The organism is Pseudoalteromonas sp. BSi20439 (assembly GCF_000241165.1).
Lineage (GTDB): Bacteria > Pseudomonadota > Gammaproteobacteria > Enterobacterales > Alteromonadaceae > Pseudoalteromonas.
Map to the genome: position 1 here is coordinate 47236 of NZ_BADW01000223.1, position 22639 is coordinate 69874.

General features: G+C 42.1%; 19 protein-coding genes, 1 pseudogene and 1 riboswitch. Of the genes and pseudogenes, 10 read left to right on the forward strand and 10 right to left on the reverse strand.

From position 1 onward, the window contains the following. Window positions 1-26: 26 nt before the first annotated feature. Complete coding sequence (locus P20439_RS17515; protein WP_008468766.1) at window positions 27-680, reverse strand: DUF2959 domain-containing protein; 654 nt, start codon at window positions 678-680, stop codon at window positions 27-29. A gap of 86 nt (window positions 681-766) precedes the next feature. Here P20439_RS17515 and P20439_RS17520 point away from each other — a divergent pair. Continuing rightward, window positions 767-1647, forward strand: a pseudogene (locus P20439_RS17520) (virulence factor BrkB family protein). Continuing rightward, window positions 1648-2085 (forward strand): D-aminoacyl-tRNA deacylase, encoded by a 438-nt coding sequence (dtd, locus tag P20439_RS17525; RefSeq protein WP_008468772.1) that lies wholly within the window; start codon window positions 1648-1650, stop codon window positions 2083-2085. It abuts the pseudogene before it with no gap. Here dtd and P20439_RS17530 read toward each other — a convergent pair. Next, entirely contained in the window at window positions 2082-2828 is a 747-nt protein-coding gene (locus P20439_RS17530) for a spermidine synthase (protein ID WP_008468774.1), read from the reverse strand. The genes dtd and P20439_RS17530 overlap by 4 nt on opposite strands. Before the next feature lie 122 nt (window positions 2829-2950). Between P20439_RS17530 and P20439_RS17535 the strand changes: the two genes are divergently transcribed. After that, window positions 2951-3844, forward strand: a complete 894-nt coding sequence (locus tag P20439_RS17535) for a bifunctional GNAT family N-acetyltransferase/hotdog fold thioesterase (RefSeq protein ID WP_008468775.1) — start codon at window positions 2951-2953, stop codon at window positions 3842-3844. 53 nt (window positions 3845-3897) lie between these two features. Here the strand turns inward: P20439_RS17535 and P20439_RS17540 are convergent, their stop codons facing one another. The 5 genes from P20439_RS17540 to dapA form a co-directional block, all read right to left on the reverse strand. Beyond that, window positions 3898-4929, reverse strand: coding sequence for a phospholipase A (locus P20439_RS17540; RefSeq protein ID WP_008468777.1), 1032 nt, complete (start codon window positions 4927-4929; stop codon window positions 3898-3900). 185 nt (window positions 4930-5114) lie between these two features. Then, complete coding sequence (locus P20439_RS17545; protein ID WP_008108408.1) at window positions 5115-6236, reverse strand: succinylglutamate desuccinylase/aspartoacylase family protein; 1122 nt, start codon at window positions 6234-6236, stop codon at window positions 5115-5117. A 5-nt stretch (window positions 6237-6241) separates the two neighbouring features. Beyond that, complete coding sequence (locus tag P20439_RS17550; protein ID WP_008468780.1) at window positions 6242-7447, reverse strand: PLP-dependent decarboxylase; 1206 nt, start codon at window positions 7445-7447, stop codon at window positions 6242-6244. After that, complete coding sequence (locus tag P20439_RS17555) at window positions 7447-8187, reverse strand: 2,3,4,5-tetrahydropyridine-2,6-dicarboxylate N-succinyltransferase (RefSeq protein WP_008468782.1); 741 nt, start codon at window positions 8185-8187, stop codon at window positions 7447-7449. The genes P20439_RS17550 and P20439_RS17555 overlap by 1 nt, the downstream gene beginning before the upstream one ends. Window positions 8188-8202: 15 nt before the next feature. Next, a complete protein-coding gene (gene dapA, locus P20439_RS17560) occupies window positions 8203-9087 on the reverse strand; it encodes a 4-hydroxy-tetrahydrodipicolinate synthase (protein WP_008468784.1) in 885 nt (294 codons plus the stop codon). A gap of 127 nt (window positions 9088-9214) precedes the next feature. Further along, window positions 9215-9394, reverse strand: a riboswitch (Lysine riboswitch). Window positions 9395-9581: 187 nt separating this feature from the next. Here dapA and P20439_RS17565 point away from each other — a divergent pair. From P20439_RS17565 to P20439_RS17590, 6 genes are all read left to right on the forward strand, one after another. Continuing rightward, window positions 9582-10286 carry a DNA-3-methyladenine glycosylase I gene (locus P20439_RS17565; RefSeq protein ID WP_008468786.1) on the forward strand — a complete coding sequence of 235 codons (705 nt, stop codon included), beginning with the start codon at window positions 9582-9584 and terminating at the stop codon, window positions 10284-10286. A 2-nt stretch (window positions 10287-10288) separates the two neighbouring features. Then, window positions 10289-11701, forward strand: a complete 1413-nt coding sequence (locus P20439_RS17570) for a YdiU family protein (RefSeq protein WP_008468788.1) — start codon at window positions 10289-10291, stop codon at window positions 11699-11701. A gap of 321 nt (window positions 11702-12022) precedes the next feature. Next, complete coding sequence (locus P20439_RS17575; RefSeq protein ID WP_008468790.1) at window positions 12023-13081, forward strand: OmpA family protein; 1059 nt, start codon at window positions 12023-12025, stop codon at window positions 13079-13081. Between the two features lie 253 nt (window positions 13082-13334). Continuing rightward, window positions 13335-15932 (forward strand): bifunctional aconitate hydratase 2/2-methylisocitrate dehydratase, encoded by a 2598-nt coding sequence (acnB, locus tag P20439_RS17580; RefSeq protein ID WP_008468791.1) that lies wholly within the window; start codon window positions 13335-13337, stop codon window positions 15930-15932. Window positions 15933-16132: 200 nt separating this feature from the next. Further along, window positions 16133-16765 (forward strand): 2OG-Fe dioxygenase family protein, encoded by a 633-nt coding sequence (locus tag P20439_RS17585; protein WP_008468793.1) that lies wholly within the window; start codon window positions 16133-16135, stop codon window positions 16763-16765. 10 nt (window positions 16766-16775) lie between these two features. After that, on the forward strand, window positions 16776-18011 hold the full coding sequence (locus P20439_RS17590; RefSeq protein ID WP_008468795.1) for a cysteine desulfurase-like protein: 1236 nt from the start codon (window positions 16776-16778) through the stop codon (window positions 18009-18011). Window positions 18012-18081: 70 nt separating this feature from the next. On the opposite strand, the gene P20439_RS17595 is transcribed toward P20439_RS17590, so the two are convergent. Then, the gene (locus P20439_RS17595) at window positions 18082-18786 is read right to left on the reverse strand and encodes a 2OG-Fe(II) oxygenase (RefSeq protein WP_008108426.1); all 705 of its coding nucleotides are present in this window, start codon (window positions 18784-18786) and stop codon (window positions 18082-18084) included. 30 nt (window positions 18787-18816) lie between these two features. Here P20439_RS17595 and P20439_RS17600 point away from each other — a divergent pair, with 30 nt between their 5' ends. Further along, a complete protein-coding gene (locus P20439_RS17600; protein WP_008108428.1) occupies window positions 18817-19215 on the forward strand; it encodes a thioesterase family protein in 399 nt (132 codons plus the stop codon). A gap of 283 nt (window positions 19216-19498) precedes the next feature. On the opposite strand, the gene glpD is transcribed toward P20439_RS17600, so the two are convergent. Together glpD and glpK are read right to left on the reverse strand one after the other, a co-directional pair. Further along, window positions 19499-20989, reverse strand: a complete 1491-nt coding sequence (gene glpD / locus P20439_RS17605) for a glycerol-3-phosphate dehydrogenase (RefSeq protein ID WP_008468797.1) — start codon at window positions 20987-20989, stop codon at window positions 19499-19501. Window positions 20990-20995: 6 nt separating this feature from the next. Beyond that, complete coding sequence (gene glpK, locus P20439_RS17610; protein WP_008468798.1) at window positions 20996-22501, reverse strand: glycerol kinase GlpK; 1506 nt, start codon at window positions 22499-22501, stop codon at window positions 20996-20998. Window positions 22502-22639: the final 138 nt, after the last annotated feature.

Below are 22639 nucleotides of genomic sequence, written 5' to 3' on the forward strand. Positions count from 1 at the left end.
GCTTAGAGTAAATGGTAATACGCTTCTTAGGCTTTATTCATTTGCTCAATAAACTTATTTGAGTCTTCAATCGATTTATTCATATCATTCATGAGTAACTGAATATCACGTTTTAAGTTAGTAAATTCCCCTTTAATAGCGGAAACTGCCTGTGCATTTAAGTTGTGTTTTAAATACAGTACATTATCTTTTAGTGATGACAGCACGGGTTCCATTTTACTTTCAGCACTGCGCATTGAGCGAAGTAACTGACTAAACTGGCGCTCAGTCGTCTGTAGCTTTTTATTACTCTCACGTTTTAATGAAGCGCTTTTGTATTGCTCTAGTTCATCACGCCATTCCTCAAACAACGCATCAGCAACATCCTCTACTTTATTGATATTGGTTGATACATCATTTGCAGCTTGCAGGCTGGATTCGTAATCATCATTGAGTTGATTGTAAGCATCTTGTAATTCGCCACCATCAAAATTAATTAAGGTAGTTAGGCGTTCGAGTGCTGATTGAAATTCTTCTTGCGACTCTTGTTGTGAGTCTTTTGTTTCTTCAACGCGGTCAATTAAAATGTCACGTTTATGAACACCTACTTTTTCCATTGCCGAATAATAAGCAGACTGACAACCAGACAGTATCAGCATTAACGAGAGTATGGCTGTCCCTAATAATGTTTGTTTTTTCATCTGAATTCCTATTTACGAGTGTTAATGCTGTAAATTATGGCCTTGATTGTTATTATAATCAAAAGCTCACCAACAAAGTTAATTGTATGAATGATAAGCTCTCCCATTATAAACAGCAAGTTAAGGTGTTTCTAAAACAGCAACCAGGCTGGTGGATGCAATATTTAAATCGCTGTATAGACGATCAAATAACCATTAATGCAGGGTATTTAGCATACGTTACCTTGTTGTCGCTAGTTCCGTTGATAGCGGTTGGTGTAGCAATATTCTCTGCTTTTCCAGGGTTTGAATCCACCCGTTTAGCCATTGAAAGTTTTTTATTTACTAATTTTGTGCCGACCTCTTCTGATGTTATTAAAGAGCATATTAGCTCGTTTGCTGGTAATGCTAATCAAATGACGGCGGTAGGTATTGGCTTTTTAGCCGCTATTGCGTTGCTATTGATCCGCAATGTGGATGCGACTCTCAATCGTATTTGGCGAGTAAAGAAAAAACGCCCAATGATGATATCGTTTGCTGTGTATTGGATGGTACTGAGTTTGGGGCCTGTACTACTGGGTGCGAGTATTGGTGTCACCTCTTATATTGTGTCACTAGTGTCGTTTGCCGATCAGGGGATCCCAGGGTTTAGTGGTTTCTTATTAAAGCTTCTACCGTATGCTATCTCTATGGCTGGTTTTATTATGTTGTATACCTTAGTACCGAATACGCGTGTTTCATTTAGGGCGGCTATTCCTGGTGCATTGTTTGCTGCATTGTTATTTGAGCTAACCAAAAAGGCTTTGCTTTATATATTAGCCATTTTCCATCATATGAAGTGATTTATGGTGCGGTAGCGACCATTCCTATTTTGTTTGTATGGGTGTACTTGTCGTGGGTAGTGGTGCTACTAGGTGCTGAATTTACCGTGTGTATTAACATGCAACATTATAATAAAAAAGAGCAACAAGCAGAGGATAGTGAGTAAATGCAGGGGCTAATTCAACGGGTAACACACGCCAGTGTGGCAATAGAGCAACAGGTCGTTGGTGAAATAAAACAAGGTATTGTATTACTGCTAGGTATTGAAAAAGAAGACGATGAGCGTGTTGCTGATAAACTACTACACAAAGTCAGCAATTATCGAATTTTTAGTGATGAACACGATAAAATGAACCTCAGCCTGAAGGATATACAAGGCGAGCTATTAGTCATATCGCAATTCACACTTGCAGCTGATACCAAAAAAGGCATGCGTCCTAGTTTTTCATCGGCAGCCACACCAGATCAAGCGCAAACCCTATATAATTACTTTGTCGAGCAAGCCAAATTACTCGGAATTAAGGTAGCGACAGGTGAATTTGCAGCCGACATGCAGGTTAGCTTATGTAACGATGGGCCGGTTACCTTCAACTTAACCGCTTAAAGTGTTTTTTCTACAATCACAATGTGATTTACAAATCCGGTGATTTTATGAATGCTAACAGTCTCCCCAAATACGCGCTTCAGTACATGTTGTAGCTGTGTAAGTTGGGAGGCATGTTGCGATAAAAAGTTAATAAATAAGATGCCCCGCTGAGCAAGCGCATCATAAATTGTTTGATAAAAATATAGATCAAATAAGAATCTAGGGGCGTCTAGTTCACTAAATAAATCTAAAATAATCCAATCTATATTCACCGCTGACTTTAAAACTGTTTGTGCGTCTTTACAGTAAATTTGGCCCTGTTCATTAAGGGCGAAAAAATCTTGATAACAGTCAATTATATGAGGGTTTTTTTCTACTGAAGTCAGCTGCGCTTGAGGGAACTGTTCTAATAAGTAATTACGTATAGCACCGCCACCTAAACCAAGCTCAAGTATTTTTTTAGGCGCTGGCCGTTGCTGCCAAACTGTTGCCAAATAAGTAAGGTGAGGAAATAGTAATGTGTGCGGGTTCTCCATTAAAATCACCGATTGCAAGGTGTTGTTAATGAGTAGCCAACGCAGTTGTTGATGCTCTCGAACTTGTATATTTATGCCATGTTGATTATGCCAATAAAGTAACTGGCCTAGCGATGAACTATGCTCAATAAAGTGCCTGCTGATCAGGCCACTGCTATCATGGATATATTTATTCATGGTATTGAGCATAAACCAGCAGCGGTAAAGCGCAATCGGTTTTGTCATTAATTTTTTACAATAATTTATGAGAAACCAAAGTCGTATTTGCAGTTTTATCCAGATCGAGTATGGTGTTTTTCACAAAATGCACAGCGTAATATCTTTAATTTTTAATTTATGGAGTCCGTATGTTTCAAGTGAGCACCCCTCAAAGTAGTGAAGACTGGCAAGCCTATTATCAATTACGCTGGCAAGTTTTACGTGCACCATGGGGCGAGCCTCGTGGCTCTGAGCAAGATGATTTAGAGCAAGAAGCTGAACATCGCTTTATTAAAAATAAAGCGGGTGAAGTATTGGGTGTAGCGCGTTTGCACTTTAATAACCAGCAACAAGCTCAAGTACGTTATATGGCGGTTGCAGAAGGTAACCGCAATCAACATATTGGTAGCCGCTTGTTACATGAACTCGAAAAAATAGCGTGGAATCAAGATGCTGATGAGTTGGTGCTGTTTGCTCGCGAACGTGCTCTGGAATTTTATCAGCGCCATGGCTACGAAAATAAAGAAAAAGCGCATTTAGCCTATGGTGATGTTCAGCATTATAAAATGGTTAAGCTTAAGCCGAGTGAACCAGGTTGGTTTCGTCACCCTAATTGGACTCAAGTACTGCAAAATACATGGCGCGAATCAATCCCTATTAGTGATGCAATGGGGATAAAAGTAGAAAGCTACACTGATTGGCAATTTACTACTCGGGCAGATTTAAATGCTAACCTAAACTTACACAACACCATGTTTGCGGGCTCTATTTATAGCCTAGCTACATTAACGGGTTGGGGTGCAACGTATTTAGCATTAAAAGAAGCCGGGCTTGAGGGGAATATAGTGTTAGCCGATGCTAATATTAAATATTTAAAGCCACTGAATACCGACCCTAAAGGCTGTGTTGATATTCAAACCTGTAAAGGTAACTTAATGGAGTTACAAGAGGCGGGTAAGGCGAGCTATTTAGTACCAGTAACCATTTTTGATGGTGAGCAAGTAGTTGCTCAGTTTGAAGGGCAGTTTGTGGTTAAAAAGTGATAAAATAAACGAAAAAGCCAAGCGAGTTGCTTGGCTTTTTTTATAAGCATTTTTTACAGCAGGTCAGTTAGTAATATACCGACACCAAAGCGTTCAATATCGGCGTTATAGTCTATTAAACTCTCACCATAGCCATTAAAGTACTGCGCATAGCCGCGTACTCTTCCCCATAGCGGGAATGACCAATCAAGCTGAATTGCCCCGCGGTTATCTGAATTTAAATTATTACGAGTCATAAAACTAAATTCATGATCGTGAAAGCGATACGCGCCACCAAATTCAAAGTAACCCATGTATTTATAGATATCAGGGTTATCGTCACCTCGTGCATCTAACGGCGCGGGCTTTTTGTTTTCAGGAATGCGATACCAAGGTTTAAAGCTAAATACAAAGCCGTCTTTTTCCCAAATGAAATCGGCATAAATGCGATTCCAAGAACGCGAATTTGGCTGACTACGACCATTAGATTGGTGCGAAATACCAATGGCTATTGCCATTTCATCGCCCCATAAAACGTTTTCAGGGTCTAAGTAATTAATCCAAAATACTTCTGGTTCGTAATTTGTCTCACGAAAAGGGGAGGAAATATCGTCGTTATATACTTGCCAGTATGACTGCAGCGTAAAGCCAAAAAATATGGCTTGGTCTGAGTCGGCAAACTCATCATATAAAGGCACTTTAATTGATAGCTGATATTTAGCTTCGAGGTTATCGAGAGGGTCACCATCTTTTTTATCAGTTAATTCTGCAAATCCATCAAACGGGCGAGTGTTTGGGTTCGACATATAAGAAACCGGTAAAATATAATTACGTTTATGCGGTGTAATTACATTACGATTTTTTTTACCAACCGCTTCACGGGCTTGGCGTTTGTCGATAGCCGTTAGCTGCTTGTTTTCCTCAACGGCAGAGCATTTTTCGCGTAATTGATCGAGAGTTTGTTTACCGTCTCCACCTATCACTTCATTTAAAATACATTGCTTAACCAGCTCAAGTTCATTGTTTTGCTCGTTTTTTGCTGTTTCTTCAGCAATAACAGCAGTGCTTAGTAATGTTGAGAGTAGTATCCAGTGGCGCCAACTCATTATAATTCCTTTGTAAGTGAGGGAAGTAATAGATTTGTAGTAATTATAACGCCTTTTTAACACATATACGGTGAACTTGTCCTGAACTTTAATATGGCAAAAAAGAAAAGCGACCTAGGTCGCTTTTACTGGATAACTAGCTAATAACGCGCTAGTTAGACTCTCACGCAATGAGAAGGGGTGAGCTATAGCTCAAAGACGTTTGTAAAAAACTTATAAAGCTCAGTACCTTGGTTCACACTGGCTGAGGCAAAGTGCAATATCGCAATCGCATCAAGATCAAAGCTTAATGTTTGCAGTGGTTGCTCGCTTAAGTAGCGTTCCATTCGCAGTATTTTTGCTATCGGTTCGCCCGCTTTAATGTGACCACCAAGCGGTGCTAGGTATTCAACCATGCCACCCATAGGCGCATAGTAAGCAATATAATCATTTAGTTGGCAGCCATATCTTGTCATCACTTTTGGCTTGTAGGGCGCATCAGCAAATACCTGTTTGTGATTAAGATAACTTAAAATACTTTGAGCATCGTCAAGTGCCGCGCTTAAATCTATTTTCTCTTGGCTGCCAAGCTCTACCGTAAAGGCTTCAACTTGCACGTTAAATTCACGGCCTTGCTGAGCAAGTTGCTCGCTAAGTTGCCACCATGGACAAAAGCTCGCTTCATCCATTGCGCCATCAAAGTCATTAGGGATCACTAGCACATGGGGAATATTAAAGTAACGCGCACTTTCAGTGGCATATTCAGGGCAATATAAGTGCTGACTAGAAATAGGGCCGGTGTGTAAATCTAAAACAATATCAGCTTGATGCGCTAGTCTTTGTAAGTTTAGCGCTATGCGTTTACCCGTTGTTAAACGATAGTCTGGGCCATTAAGTTGTTGCTCAACGTCACTAATTAGCGCTGCTTTAAACGCTGTTTTTAGAATCTGATCATCGGCATCGCAATACTGCTTTGCAAAATGTGATGCAAGCTGATTATTACAGTGATACATACGATTCCAATTTGTGCCGGTAATAGGATCGAATCGGCCAAGCGTAAATTCGCCTGACTTTTGATTACAGCCAATGGGGTTAGCGTAGGGAACTAAGGTAATATCACCTTTTAAATTAAGGTTTTTTAGCTGTTCAAGTAGCTGATAAATAACCGCGTTACCTTGCACTTCGGCGCCATGCATATTAGCTTGTATATACACACTTGGGCCTGTGCCATCGCCTTTTAAACGATACACAGGAATAGTCAGTGGTAGGCCATTTGCCACTTCACCAACTACAATGTTTTCTTGGCTTATAGCTGTGGTGTTATTCATCTTTTTTACCTCAAGTAGTGGCTTGCACCTTCTGCTTGGCGAATACAGTTGATTTCGCCATGGTGTATAACATATTCACCGGCCAGTTCATGACATAAAAAGTACGGCATGCTTTCGGTAAAACCATACGCACCGCATTGACTAAACACCAGCCAGTCATGTTCATTTAAATCGCCCGGCAATTGGTGCTCCCCTAAGCAATCCAGCGCAGTACATAATGGCCCATATAGGCTCATTGCTTGGTTTACTGCGTTTGAATCTCGTAATAAACGCGCAGGGAAATCTTGACTGGTGACCGCTGGGCGCAATAAATGATTAATACCGCCACTCATAATCACCTGTTGTTGGCCGTAGTTTAATTTGCGCTCAACCACAGGTGTGGCGTAGTGGCCGCATTCGCCGACAGCATAGCGACCTAGTTCCATCCACAGCTCTTTAACACCCGCATCGCGTTTAATTTTTGCAAGGGCTGCTATTAATGCATCCCAGCTTAAAGTCGGATCATTAAGGGTGTAAGGAATACCTAAACCGCCACCTAAATCTAGAATATTAAGGTTAATACTTAAATGCTCAGCAAGTTGCCTTAACGGTGTAATCATTTGCGACCACAGATCGGCAAGTTTGTCGCTGCTGAGCATGTTACCCCACTGAAAAATATGTAGGCCATCAAAGCTCAGTGCTGTGTAGTCATTAGTATTTAGCGATTGCCATTCATCGCAGCCAAGCCCAAATGGGGTGAGGCTGTCGCCACCTAGTGGGTTTTTATCACCCTCGGGCCAGCGTAATTGAACACGCAGCAAAACCTGTAACTGACACTGCTGGGCAATCGCTTGCTCGTTGAGCCAACGTACCTGATTGAGACTTTCGGCCACAAAGATACGTACGCCACTCGCAATAAAGTGCTTAATTTGTTTAGGGCTTTTTGCAGGCCCCGTGTTGAGCACGCGTTCACTGTTAATTCCTTGGGCAAGTACTTGCTCAAGCTCGCCTTTACTGGCGACATCAAAGTTAAAACCAGCGTTATCTAAGCGATGGATCACGCTAGATAACGGGTTCGCTTTAACTGCATACCAGAGTTTTACCTCGGTTTGTGCCACTAAACGGGTTAAATGTGTGTTCAATGAATCAAGATCATAAACAAAAAAAGGCGTATCAAGTTGGCTTGCTAGCTTATCAATAGCGCTTTTAACGGGCGTGCTCAAAAAGGTCATTAACGTAAAACCTCTTCCAGAAGTAATGATGCGTCACTTTGCTCGTCACGGTATTTAACAATTAAGGCACACGACATACTTAAGCCTTGAGCACGTGCCCAGTCGTTTGACGCAGGGCGAGAACCCGGGATCACAATCGCGTATTCAGGGATTGCTTCTCCTTTATCAAGCTGGCGCTCATTAACGCAGTCAAAAACAGGAATGGTTGCAGATAAGCGAACACCCGGGGCAAGTACCGCGCCTTTTTTAACCACCACGCCTTCAACAATCACACAGCCTGCACCGATGAATGCATCGTCTTCTATGACCACAGGGCTGGCGCCAATAGGCTCAAGTACCCCGCCTAATTGTACCGCAGCGCTCAAATGAACATTTTTACCCACTTGCGCACATGAGCCAACCAATGCGTGGCTATCTACCATAGTGCCCTCGTCAATGAAGGCGCCAATATTTACGTACGCAGGTGGCATAATAATAGTGCCTTTGGCAACATGTGCACCACGGCGCACACTTGAACCACCTGGCACCATGCGAACGCCAGCTGTGGCTTCAAAGCTTTGCGGCGCTAGATTATGTTTATCAACAAAGCCACCAGGAAACTCCATGTTAGTGCCGTTTTTAAACGCCTCTAAAATGCCTTGTTTTACTTCTACGTTAGCGTGCCATTGGCCGTTTTCGTCTTGTGTTGCTGCGCGAACTGCGCCCGTTTCTAAATTATTTAATAGTTCTAACCAGCTCATTATAAAAACCTGTATTTAATGCCAAGATAAAATGGTGTTGTTTGCCGATGAAATGTCATCTGTGTGTGTCTGCTCAAGGTGTGTTAAAGGTGGACGTAAGTGCGGACTGCTAATACGCCCTTGTAAATGCATTAACACTTTGACTGGGATAGGGTTTGCTACTGAAAATAAGCTATTGATAGCGCTAGACCACTGGGCAAAAAGATTAGGGTGTTGGCCGCTTAAACTGCGCTTTACAAACTCATTAGTTTGCACTGGCCATGCATTGGCTGCAACCGACACTAAACCTTTTGCACCTGCTTGGGCAAAATAAGGCATGAGGGCATCGTCACCACTAAAAATGGCTAATTCAGGCGCTGCTTGTCGATAGGCTTCAAATTGAGAAATACAGCCACTGGCCTCTTTAAGTGCCCATAAATTTTTATGTTGTTTGAGGTTTTCAATGGTTGCAATAGGAATGCTAACCGCGCTACGTCCTGGCACATTATAAAGCATACAAGGGTGAGAACTGGCATTGAGCAGGCTTTCAAACCAATGCGTTTGCCCCAGTGCGCCTGGTTTGGCGTACAAAGGTGATCCAAGTAAAAAACCATGAATAGGCAGTTGGTTGCAGTAGTTAACCCATTCAAGCTGCTGCTTTAAGTTACTACCACCGACTGCAACCATAAGCGGGACGCTCGGCTGTAATTGGCAGACATGCTCTACGATGGCTTGCTGCTCTTTTAGGGTAAGGGCTAACCCTTCGCCAGTGCTACCAAGTAATAAAATGCCATTGTTAGCGGCTTCTTGCTCGGCCACCAAGGTATTTAAGGTTGCGTAATCAACTAGGCCATTTTGATCAAATGGGGTGATCAGTGCAGTCCATAAATGGAAATTGTTAATATTGAAGTTGTTGATCATCTCTCACGAACTTATAGGGCATTCGTCGAGTTATTGGCGGGTATTTAGGGTGCCGGACTCTTTGAATGTATTTATAATTCGAAGAGCGAATGGGCTTAAATAATAAAGCGCACGGCCTTATTATACTAAGACCAGAAGCTCTCCACCAAATATGTTATTGGTGACAGTCGCTAGGATTCAACCTAGTCGCCCGAAGTAACCTTTCACAAAAAAGTATTACCTCTCGGCGTTAATTCCCCTCACGTATGCTCAATGGAGTTTGCGCTCCTAACATACGCTACCTGAATAACGCACCTCTTCCAGCCCTTTGCACTTGCTATTGAAAAATCAATCAGCAAATACAATGTAATAGGGTAAGTGTGGCGATTAAACCACTTTAGCCGTCTAGGTGTCAAGTGACTAAATACAGATAGATTCATCCCAATTGACAGTTATTACGTATTGGCTGCTTTTCTCGTACACTAGCCTCATAGCAGGAGTAAGGTATTAAGCAGATGGAAAAATTTAGCGATATTTATAAGCGTGCAGTAGAGCGAAAGGGCTCTGAAAAAATGCTTAAATTATTACTCGCAAAACCTTTATCAACAAAGCAACTTGTCACATTAAGTGATGATGATTGGCTAGAAGAATTTACGCGGAAGGTTTTTCAAAGTGGTTTTTATTGGTCGGTGATCAACAGTAAATGGGCCGGATTTAGAGAGGTTTTTTGGGATTTCAGTGTTGAAAAACTATTGATGATGTCACCAGACATGTTAGAGCAAAAAGCCAGTGATGAGCGGATTGTACGCAATTATAAAAAAGTAAAAACCATTACTGAAAATGCGTATATGATCCACGAGGTTGCAGCGCAACACGGCAGCTTTAGTCAGTTTATTGCTAACTGGCCAAGTGAGGATATTATTGGCTTGTGGGCCTATTTAAAAAAGCATGGTGCGAGGCTTGGTGGTAATACCGGTCCTTATGCGTTGCGTGCCTTAGGAAAAGATACTTTTTTACTTTCAAGGGATGTAGAGAGCTATTTGCGTGCCCATAAAATTATAGACGGTGGCTTACAAACTAAAAAGTCACTGATTGCAGCGCAGGCATTCTTCAATGAGCTACACCAGCAAAGCGGCTTAAGTATGCAAGAGCTAAGCTTAATTGTCGCTTATGGTGTCGGCGACAACCGTATAGGTATAAGCCAACAACAACAGGATTAAACATGAAATTAGTGCCAAGGTATACCGACATTGGTGAGGGGTTTGCAATTAGCGATCATCCAGCCAAGGTGGCAGCGCCACAATTATTGTTATGGAATGAGCCCTTAGCCGAACAATTTAATATACAAGTGAATGCCGATTCTCGGGCAAGTGTATTCAGCGGTAATGAGCCCCAAGCTGTTTCTGCAGTTGCACTTGGGTATTCGGGGCATCAGTTTGGTCACTTTTCTCCGCGCTTAGGAGACGGGCGAGCGCATTTACTTGGCGCGATTAGTGATGATAAAAACCAGCTTTGGGATGTGCAGTTAAAAGGCGCTGGCGCTACGCCATTTTCGCGTGGTGGCGATGGGCGCTGTGCATTAGGTCCCGCCATTCGCGAGTACGTAATGAGCGAAGCAATGTACGCGCTTGGTATTCCAACCACGCGTTGTTTAGCCGTGGTTGGTAGTGGCGAAACCGTTTATCGTAACCCGCCTCAACCTGGCGCTATTGTAACGCGACTCGCGAGTAGTCATATTCGAGTGGGTTCGTTTCAATATTTAGCCACCCAAGGCGATGTTACCAGTTTAAAAAACTTAGCCGACTTAGCCATTCAAAGACATTACCCTGAAATTAACAGCACTGGCGCCCAGCGTTACTTGGATTTTTTAGCGGCGGTGATTAGTCGTCAGGTTAACTTAGTCATAAGCTGGATGAGGGTGGGATTTATTCATGGTGTCATGAATACCGACAACACCTTAATTAGTGGTGAAACCATAGATTACGGCCCATGTGCCATGATGAACCAGTTTGATTTTGATACCGTGTTTAGCTCTATTGATAAGCAAGGACGTTACGCATTTGGTAATCAGCCAAACATGGCGAGTTGGAACTGCGCTCGCTTAGCAGAGAGTTTAATGGCACTAATAAGTGACGATGATGAGCAAGCTGTAGCAATGCTGACACCTATCATTGCAGACTTTTCGACCCAATTTAATCAACAATTTAGCACCATGTGGGTACAAAAGTTAGGACTAAAAGCATCATCTTATGAGCAACACAATGAGCTGGTGGGGGAGTTACTTGGATTACTTAAAGAGCACCAGCTAGATTACACCAATACCTTTGATGCACTCACTGAATCGTTAAATGGTCAGAGTAAAATACCGCCAGCACTTGGTGAGTGGGTAAAGCAGTGGCAGGCACACACAGATGAGCATAGCTATCAAGTGATGCGACAAGCCAACCCAAGTGTTATTCCACGTAATCATATTATTGAAGAGATTATTTCTCAGTACATAACCCAGGGTGAAAGTGAGATGCTTACACGATTTTTTGATGTGTTAGCAACCCCTTATGCGAGCCATGGGCAAGCCAGTGAATTTAAAGAAGCTCCGAAAGATGATAAGAATTACCGTACTTTTTGTGGTACTTAAGCATGGTTTTGTGTGTTTAGGAATGAACATAAAAGGTCATTTTTTACCCTGGCGATGTTCATTCATAGAGCAAACTATGAACGGGTGATACCATAATACCCACAAAGGCCAGTGATCGTATGGGGTTTAAAGCGATTGTTTGCTATTTGGACTAGTATTAGTTGATCAACACTTTTATAGGCTAGTTTAATTATCCTGAGATATTAAAAATATATTCTACGTTAAGTATTGATTAACAAAGGCTAAGCTATTGTATAGATAAGTTAGAAGAGCTAGCAATGTTTAGCTACATTTTTTAGTTGTTAAAATGGGAAGAAAACAATGAAATTAAAATCACTTACAATTGCCATTGCGTTAGCTGCAACTAGCGCATCTACTTTTGCTGCCGAGCAAGAAGGTTTTTACATCGGCGCATTTGGCGACTACTACGATGCTTCATGGAAAAACATGCGTGAGCAAGCTGGCCTTGACGTGAATGAGTCAACAGGTTGGGGTGCTGAATTAGGTTACCGCTTTAATGATTACTGGAGCGCGCGTTTAGAGTACGCAGATCTAGACTTCAATGCTCATGATAAAGTACTTAACAATCGCAACGATATTGACGGCGAACGTTACGGTATCGATGCGCTTTACCACTTTGGTGGCGGTCCTTTTTACGGTTTATTCGGTCTGAAAGATATTGATGTTGTTGATGACAACACGTTTGTAAACGCAGGTGTAGGTTACCGACACTTTGTTACAGACAACTTCTTTGTAAATGCTGAAACCAGCGTTTACCAAGGTTTAGACAAAGGCTACACAGATGTTGGCGCAAAATTAGGTATTAACTACTTCTTTGGCCAAAAATCAGCGCCAGTAGCAGTGGTTGAGCCAGCACCTGAGCCAGAAATTGTTCCAGTACCAGTAACACCTGTAGACACTGACAAAGACAGTATTCCAGATATTGATGATAAATGTGCTAACACACCGATGACAGATGCGGTTGATAGCGATGGCTGTACACTTTATGAAGATACTGAAGTAACAGTAAGCTTGTTAGTGACATTCCCTAACAATGATTCATCTGTATCTAATCAATACTTAAATGATATTGATGCAGTGGCTTCTTTCTTGAACGATCACCCTGATACAACAGTATTACTTGAAGGTCACACTTCAGAAGTAGGTAAAGCATCTTACAACAAGTGGTTATCTAAAAAACGTGCTGATGCAGTAGCTAAAAAGCTAATTGCTGATGGTATTGCAGAAGATCGCATTACAACAGCTGGTTTAGGTGAAGAGCGTCTTAAAAATCCAGCAAATACGGCAGAAGCTCACGCTGAAAACCGTCGCGTTGAAGCAAAAGTAAAATCTATTAAACGTGTAAAAGTACTACGTTAATAGTTTTATAATTGAGTAAAAACCCAGCTTAGGCTGGGTTTTTTTATGCCAGTAATAGGTATTCATGAAAGTTGATTTTACTTAACCTACTATTCATATTATTAATAATGGATATAACTAGTTGCCCAGGTGGATGGATTTTAATCTATACATAAAAGCTTTATAATTGAGCGTTAGAATACTATAAGTATTGGGTTATAGTGTATTTTGTAAACACTACCGAATACTTTCACGTCACCAAGAGGGCAATACTGTGCTACAAGAATATCGTAAACACGTAGAAGAACGTGCCGCGTTAGGTATCGTACCAGCGCCATTAGATGCTCAGCAAACGGCTGATCTTATTGAGCTAATTAAAACTCCACCGGCAGGCGAAGAAGAATTCGTCCTAGAACTACTAATCAACCGTGTACCACCGGGTGTTGATGATGCAGCCTATATTAAAGCTGGGTTTTTAGCGGCAGTTGCAAAAGGTGAAGCAGTCTCTCCACTTCTCTCTAAAGAAAAAGCAGCTGAATTGCTAGGTACTATGCTTGGTGGATACAATATCGCGCCAATGGTTGACCTACTTGATGACGAAGCGTTAGCGCCAATCGTAGTTAAGGGCCTCGCAAACACTTTATTAATGTTTGATGCGTTTTACGATGTAGAAGAAAAAGCAAAAGCAGGTAATACATACGCCAAACAAATTATTGAGTCTTGGGCTGCCGCAGAATGGTTTACTAATAAGCCAGCTGTTGCTGAAAAAATCTCGGTTACTGTATTTAAAGTCACTGGTGAGACAAACACTGATGACTTATCACCCGCTCCAGATGCATGGTCACGCCCTGATATCCCACTTCACGCACTAGCGATGCTTAAAACAGAACGTGATGGTATTAACCCTGATAAAAACGGTGAAGTAGGTCCTGTCACTCAGCTTGAAGAATTAAAAACTAAAGGGTTACCACTTGCTTACGTAGGTGATGTTGTTGGTACCGGGTCTTCACGTAAATCTGCTACTAACTCCGTGCTTTGGTTTATGGGTGCTGATATCCCATTTGTCCCAAATAAGCGCGTAGGTGGTGTCTGTTTAGGTAACAAGATTGCGCCTATCTTTTTCAATACAATGGAAGACTCGGGTGCATTACCAATCGAATTAAATGTTGATGAATTCAACATGGGTGATCAAATAGATATTTACCCTTATGAAGGTGTTGTTAAGCGCCACGGTACTGATGACGTGATCTCTACGTTTGCACTTAAATCAGAGGTCATTCTTGATGAGGTTCGTGCTGGTGGTCGTATTCCACTGATCATTGGTCGCGGCCTTACAGACAAAGCACGTACGTCTCTAGGTTTAGGTCCAACTGACGTATTTAAAGTACCCGCGGTAACTGAAGTATCAGATAAAGGCTTTACACTTGCGCAAAAAATGGTGGGTAAAGCATGTAACGTTGCCGGTATTCGTCCAGGCCAATATTGTGAACCTAAAATGACCACGGTTGGCTCGCAAGATACCACCGGTCCTATGACACGTGATGAGCTTAAAGATTTAGCCTGTTTAGGTTTCTCTGCAGATTTAACTATGCAGTCTTTTTGTCATACATCGGCTTACCCTAAACCAATTGACGTAAACACGCATCATACACTTCCTGATTTTATTATGAACCGTGGCGGTGTATCGCTTCGTCCAGGTGATGGTGTAATTCACTCATGGTTGAACCGTATGTTATTGCCAGACACCGTAGGTACGGGTGGTGATTCGCATACGCGTTTCCCATTAGGTATTTCATTTCCTGCGGGTTCGGGTGCGGTCGCATTTGCAGCAGCAACGGGTGTTATGCCACTTGATATGCCTGAATCGATTTTGGTTCGCTTTAAAGGTGAAATGCAACCAGGTATCACGTTACGTGATCTTGTTCATGCTATCCCTTACTACGGTATTAAAGAAGGCCTATTAACGGTTGAGAAGAAAGGCAAAATCAACGAATTCTCTGGCCGTATTCTAGAAATTGAAGGGGTTGAGCACTTAACCGTTGAGCAAGCATTTGAACTATCAGATGCATCAGCAGAGCGTTCAGCCGCAGGTTGTACTGTTAAGCTTTCTAAAGAGTCGATCAGCGAATACCTTGAGTCTAACATTGTTATGCTTAAGTGGATGATTTCTGAAGGTTACGGTGATGTACGTACGATTGAACGCCGCATTACTGCAATGCAAGAATGGCTAGCTAATCCAGAACTAATGGAAGCGGACAAAGATGCAGAGTACAAGCATGTGCTTGAAATCGACTTAGCCGAGATTAAAGAGCCAGTACTGTGTGCGCCAAATGATCCAGATGATGCGCGTTTACTATCTGACGTTACAGGCGAGAAAATCGATGAAGTATTTATCGGTTCTTGTATGACTAACATTGGTCACTTCCGTGCAGCGGGTAAATTACTCGATGGTTTTACAGGTCGTATCCCAACACAGCTTTGGGTTGCACCACCAACGAAAATGGACAAAGACCAACTTACAGACGAGGGTTACTACGGTATCTTTGGTCGTGTTGGAGCACGTATTGAAACGCCAGGGTGTTCATTGTGTATGGGCAACCAAGCACGTGTTGCAGATAAAGCAACGGTTGTGTCTACTTCCACACGTAACTTCCCTAACCGTTTAGGCACAGGCGCAAACGTATTCTTAGCTTCAGCAGAGCTGGCAGCAGTAGCGGCAATTTTAGGTAAATTACCTACACCTGCTGAGTACCAAGAATATGCAGCGAAAATCAATGCAACGGCAGCAGATACCTACCGTTACTTGAACTTCCACCGTATGCCTCAGTACACTAAAAAAGCAGACAACGTAATTATTCAACAAGCTGTATAATTTATAGAGTTTGTTTAAAAACCCGCTTCGGCGGGTTTTTTATTAGCTAAATTAAATATTAGATAGATAATGCTAAATTTATTCGATGATTGTATTAACTTGCGCTAAATGCCGTTATTATTATTGTTAATAAAGCAAAAAATCCTCTCTATATGCATTAAAATCCCTGCCAATATTATCATTATTATAAGCAGGATTTTATGACCGCATTAAACAACCAGAATTTACTGCAACTTCGTTTTGTTAACCAAGCCAACATTGATTTGGTTAAGCCTTCTTTTGATAACTTACCTGCAAACCCATATGCAGATGGTGCGTTTCGTAAACGCCGTTATTCAGTGGTTAAACTACAAAATGGTGAGCTTAATCTTCAAGCGACTAAAGCGTTTGTGCAAGACGATTCAATTAATACCTTTCAAGGTAATGTTGAACGTACTTACGAAAATTTAGAGCAAAGCTTGCTTGAGTCTGAGGGTATGAAAAGTATTGTTAGCGAATTTTGTGCGATTACCGGTATTGATGCAGATCGTGATATCGAAATTCACCAATTTAGAATGCTTGCCATTGATAGCGATACGCCAGCTGCCCCAGAAGGTGTGCATCAAGATGGGTTTGACCATGTATGCGTATGTGGTGTTTCTCATGAAAATTTAGAAGGTGGTGAGCTATTGGTTTATGAAAACCAACAAGCAGAACCGTGTTTTAAAATGGAAATAAAAGACGGCATGTTTGCACTAATTAATGACCGTCAGGTATGGCATAACGCCACGCCAATGAACAAAATTGATGCTAACAAACCAGGTTACCTGGATTGTTTTGTACTAACTGCTTAAGAGAAATAAAATGAATTTAATGCAATTGCGCGCGCAATTTCCCGCTTTAATGCAAACGGTTGATGGCAAGTCACCGGTATTTTTAGATGGGCCAGGTGGCTCACAAGTACCCCAGCCGGTACTGAGTGCCATGACCGCTTATTTAGGGCATTACAATTCAAACTTGGGCGGTGCGTTTTTCTCAAGTGACAAAACGGTTGAGCTGATGGCTAATGCGCGTCAAGCGGCGGCTGATTTGTTAAATGCGCCGAGTGCACAAAATATTGTGTTTGGTCCGAACATGACCAGCCTAACATTTAGCTTTAGTCGCGCGATTTCACGCGACTGGCAAGCTGGCGATGAAATTATTGTGACCAATGCAGATCATTTTTCAAATGTATCGTCTTGGCAGCAAGCCGCTGAGGATAAAGGCGCAGTGGTTAACACAGCGCTTATTAACGAAGCCGATTGCAGTTTAGATATGGCGCATTTTGAAAGCCTATTAAACAGTAATACTAAATTAGTTGCCGTTACTTATGCCTCAAATACCACAGGCTCTATTAACGATATTAAACGTATTATAGAGCTTGCTCACAATGTCGGTGCATTGGTGTATGTTGATGCTGTGCATTATGCCCCTCATGAACTAATTGATGTGCAAGCGTTAGATTGTGACTTTTTAGCGTGTTCTGCATATAAGTTTTTTGGTCCGCACTTAGGTATGGTTTACGGTAAAGCTTCGCATTTAGAAGGGTTTACACCTTATAAAGTAGAACCAGCAAAAGATGTTGCTCCAGGCCGCTGGGAAACCGGCACACAAAGTTTTGAAGCACTAGCAGGCTTTATTGCGGCGGTTGATTACATTGCGGCCATTAGCGAGCTTAATGACAGTCACTCACGCCGAGAAAAACTGCGTGTTGCGTTTGAAAAAACGAAGCAACACGAGATGGCGCTTAGTGAATACTTTTTAACACGCCTGGTTAATTACCCACGTATTAAATTGTTTGGTATTGATGACTTAGCACGCTTAAGTGAGCGTACCCCTACGTTTGCACTAACCTTTGAAGGGTTAGAGCCTCGCCAAGTGTCTGAATTTTTGGGCAAACAACATGTATGTGTATGGGATGGTAATTTTTACGCCCAAGGTTTATGCAAACAACTTGGTGTGCTTGATAAGGGCGGCGTAGTACGCATTGGTTGCATGCATTACAACACCCTAGAAGAAATGGACACGCTATTTAACTTGTTTGATGAGCTGCTAGGTTAAACCCTTATTTATTCAACACTTTTAAAGCCATAAGTAAAAATTACTTATGGCTTTTTTATTGGCTGATTACCTAGCTTTGCGGCGTTCCATAAATTTGCTCTGCTCGATTAAACAAAACCCATGAGGTTAAAATATACTTATCGTTTGATACTGGCTTATTGCCTCTATGTGTATGCGTGAAATACCCTGGGGCAACCACCATGGAGCCTTTTTTAGGGGCTATTTTTTTATTTTGATAATAAAACTCGGTTTCTCCGCCTTCCTCAACATCATTTAAATAAAACATAAATAACAACACCCGATGCAACGCTTCGTTATGCTGTAACTGCGGATACACCTCACTATGCCAATACGGATAGCCCCCTTTATTGATCTCATATTTTTGTGCTTGAATATTACCGAGCCTAAAAATTTGCTGCACCAGTAAAGGCAGTTGTGGTTTACCTACTTCGTCATAATTGGCATGAGTTAAATCTACCGGCTGGCCTGTTTTTGGGTGATACACTTTTAAACCAAATGCCCCAATCATCATAAAAATATGTTCTTCGATGTATTTAAAAACATACTGTGCAGTGGTTTGTTGAATGTGTTTTAATTGTTCTGCGTATTCAGGATGATTGTTTAAGTGCAGGTCGTGGCTATCTTTTTTATTAAGATCAACGCCGCCCGATGTCATCCCTTGTTTAATATGCGGGCTTTGAGAAAAGGTGGTGATAAAGTTATCACAAAAGTCACTGCTGAGCGCGTTGTCATACACGCGGATAAAGTCCGTCATGAGTTACCTGTTTAATTATTATGGATTATTATGTTTACTGAAAAAGTGATGCCGCGCTTTAGCGAAACGGATGCACTCGGACACATCAACAATACCGTACTCCCTGTTTGGTTTGAAGCCGCCCGAGTACCTATTTTTAAATTTTTTACCCCTGATCTTAATCCTCACAACTGGAAGTTAATTATTGCTAAGGTTGAAGTGTCGTTTGTCGGCGAGCTATTTTATGCTCATGAGGTGACAATTAACACCAGCATAGAGCAGATTGGTAATAGCTCATTTGTGATCCGCCAAGAAGCCTGGCAGCAAGATAAGTGTTGCGCTATTGGTAAAACGGTCATGGTACGTTATGACTTTGCCAGCAAAACAAAGCAAATGCTTTCGGCTGATGAAAAAGCTGCATTAACACAGCACCTTGTTGCAACGAGTTAATCGCAGCTTAGCTGTGGCAAGCAGGGTGTAAGGGCCTGTTGACCTTTCAAGGTTAAATTTACAGCAGTCTTTTTGGTATTTAGGCAAGGCAGAGCTTATGTAGTGTGGTTATTCCCCATAAATAGGCGATAACGTAGCATCAATGCCAAATAGGCGCTGCCCAAAGGGTTCTGCCTAGGGTCTATTGACTCTTTGTTGCTCGGTTTTTACTTAGCCCACTAGGTCACAAACCTCGCGCCGCGATTAAATAGCCCCTAGTTTGAATAAATTTTAATCCGCAAGATCAACAGGCCCTAGTCAAATATTGCCCCAAGGCAATGACTTGTTTTTCAGTAAAGCGCAGCCCAAGCTTTGTTCTTCGCCAAAGTATATCTGCGCTGCTTTTTGCCCATTCATGGTTTACTAAGTAATCAACTTCTTGTGCATATAAGCCATGGCCAAAGTGATAACCTAAATCGCCGATTGCTTGGCTTTTACCCAATAATTGATAACTAAGCGTGCCATAGCTGCGAGCCATTCTTTTTAAGGTGTCGGTTGGCAGCCAAGGATAGCTGCTTTCTAACTGAGCGATAAGGTATGCTTGGTTACTAAAGTCGCCGCCTGGTAAAGGGGGGTTTTTCGTCCACGAGCCACTCATCTTTGGGTAAAAAGGCGCTAACTTATTGACGGCATTTTCTGCAAGCTTTCTATAAGTGGTAATTTTGCCACCAAACACACTTAATAATGGAGCATGATCAGCCTCATTATTTAATATCAGTTTGTAATCGCGGGTGACCGCTTGGGCATCTGTTGATTTGTCATCTAACAGCGGGCGCACGCCACTGAACGTGTGCACAATATCTGCTTCGCTTATTGGCTTTTTAAAGTAATGATTAGTAATACTGATCAGGTACTCGATTTCTTGCTCACTAATTTTTACATCAGTAATATCGCCGATGTACTCTTCATCCGTGGTGCCAATCAGTGAGTAATCTTGCTCATAAGGAATCACAAATACAATACGGTTATCTTCATTTTGTAAAATATAGGCAACTGGCTGGCTATGAATTCGAGGCACCACAATATGACTGCCTTTCACAAGACGAACAGTATGTGGTGTGGGCTGGGTAAATACATCTTCAAATAATGATGCTACCCAAGGGCCTGCAGCATTTACAACACTTTTAGCCTTAATGTTTAGGTGTTGTTTGCTGGCTTGTTGCTCTAAAATCACATCCCAATAGTCTGCGTTACGGATGGCTTTAATACAGCGCGTGCGTGTTGCAATGGTGGCACCCAAATTATGCGCTGCTTGTGCGTTTAAAATCACTAAACGTGCGTCATCAACCCAGCCGTCTGCATATTCAAAGCCTTGGGTAATGCTACTGTTAAGAACGCTATCGCTGTTAAATTCAATCGCCTTTGAAGCAGGTAAAGTATTACGCTTGGTTAGGTGGTCGTAAATAAATAACCCCACACGAATCATCCATGGCGATCGTAAATGTGTTTGATGCGGCAGTCGAAAAGACAGTGGCCACATAATATGCGGTGCTTTTTTTAACAGTACTTCACGCTCACGCAAGGCCTCTCTTACCAATCTAAATTGATAATTCTCTAAATAGCGAAGCCCGCCATGAATAAGTTTGCTGCTATTAGAGGAGGTGGCAGAGGCTAAATCGTTCTGCTCACATAAGAGTACTTTTAAGCCACGACCACTGGCATCGGCAGCAATGCCAGCGCCGTTAATGCCGCCGCCAATAATGAGTAAGTCATATTCGTTATCGTGTACGCTCATAGATTCTTAGTCACTCTTGTCGTCAGTGCTATTAGAAAGTCTAACTTGTGCAATGCAATGTAGCCACTTTGCATATAAATCGTTGCGCTCTTCACTGCTCATGGTGGGTTCAAAGCGACGATCGCTTTTCCACATGCTGGCAAGCTGCGCCGTTGATTTATAAACCCCAGTTTGTAGGCCTGCTAAGTAGGCAACCCCCAATGAAGTGGTTTCAGTTAAGGTTGGGCGCTCAACACTGGCACCTAAAATGTTAGCTAAAAATGCCATGGCCCAATTATTGTTTGCCATGCCACCATCAACTCTTAAAATACTAGGGCGAAGCCCGTCACCCTCCATAGCTTTTTGTAAATCTTTGGTTTGATAACCCACCGACTGTAAGGCGGCTGCCACAATGGTGCTAATGCCTGAGTCTCGGGTTAGGCCTAAAATAGCACCTCTTGCATTTGCATCCCAATAGGGAGCACCTAAGCCGGTAAACGAGGGGACTAAAAACACCCCATGATCTAAGGGAACATCTTTGACAAGCGCTTCACTTTCTCCCGCGTTTTCTAATAACTTTAAGCCTTCTACTATCCACTGCATGGTGGCACCTGCCATAAAAATGCTGCCTTCAATCGCATAGGTGGGCTTGCCGTTGAGCCGATATGCAAGAGTGGTTAATAAACGGTTATTTGACTTAAGCGCTTTTTCACCAGTGTTAAGCATTAAAAAGCAGCCCGTGCCGTAGGTACTTTTTGCCATACCTTCTTCAAAACAGGCTTGACCAATTAAGGCTGCTTGCTGATCGCCAGCAATACCACAAATAGGAATTTCACCACCGAACAACTCGCTGCTTGTCATTCCAAAATCAGCCGCTGAGTCCATTACCTCAGGTAACATAGTCAGTGGAATATCAAATAAAGCCAGCAACTCTTCATCCCAGCATTGCTGATGAATATTAAACAGTAAAGTTCGTGAGGCATTGGTGGCATCGGTTTTATGAGCTTTCCCGTTAGTGAGTTGCCATAGTAGGTAACTATCAACAGTGCCAAAGGCAAGTTCGCCTGCGTGTGCTTGCTCTTTGGCGCCGGTGACATTATCTAAAATCCAACGGACTTTGGTTGCAGAAAAGTAAGGGTCGAGTACCAAACCGGTTTTATCATTCACCATTTGTGTATGCCCAGCATGACGTAAACTATCGCAATATTCACTGGTGCGTCGATCTTGCCACACAATCGCGTTATAAATAGGTTGCCCAGTTTTTTTATTCCACACTAAAGTGGTCTCTCGCTGATTAGCAATGCCTATGGCAATTATATCGGCGGCAGTCACTCGTTGCTGCGCTAAGAGGTTTTTAACGCTGGTTAATACAGTTTGCCAAATATCTACAGGATCGTGTTCAACCCAACCATTTTTTACAAAATGCTGAGGAAAGGTTTGTTGAGCGCTCCCTAGCACCTGTGCATCTTGGGTATATAAAATAGCCCGAGAGCTTGTTGTTCCTTGATCAATCGAGAGTAAGTATTTAGCCATAAAAAATAACGTTGTTTAATTTAGATAAAGATAGCTTGTCTTTAAGCTAAGTAAATAGCAATGCTTTTGCACCATGATGGTTAAAGTTATGATTAGCATAGGGTAGGAAAGGGGAAATGAAAATTTAATTTTGGCGCC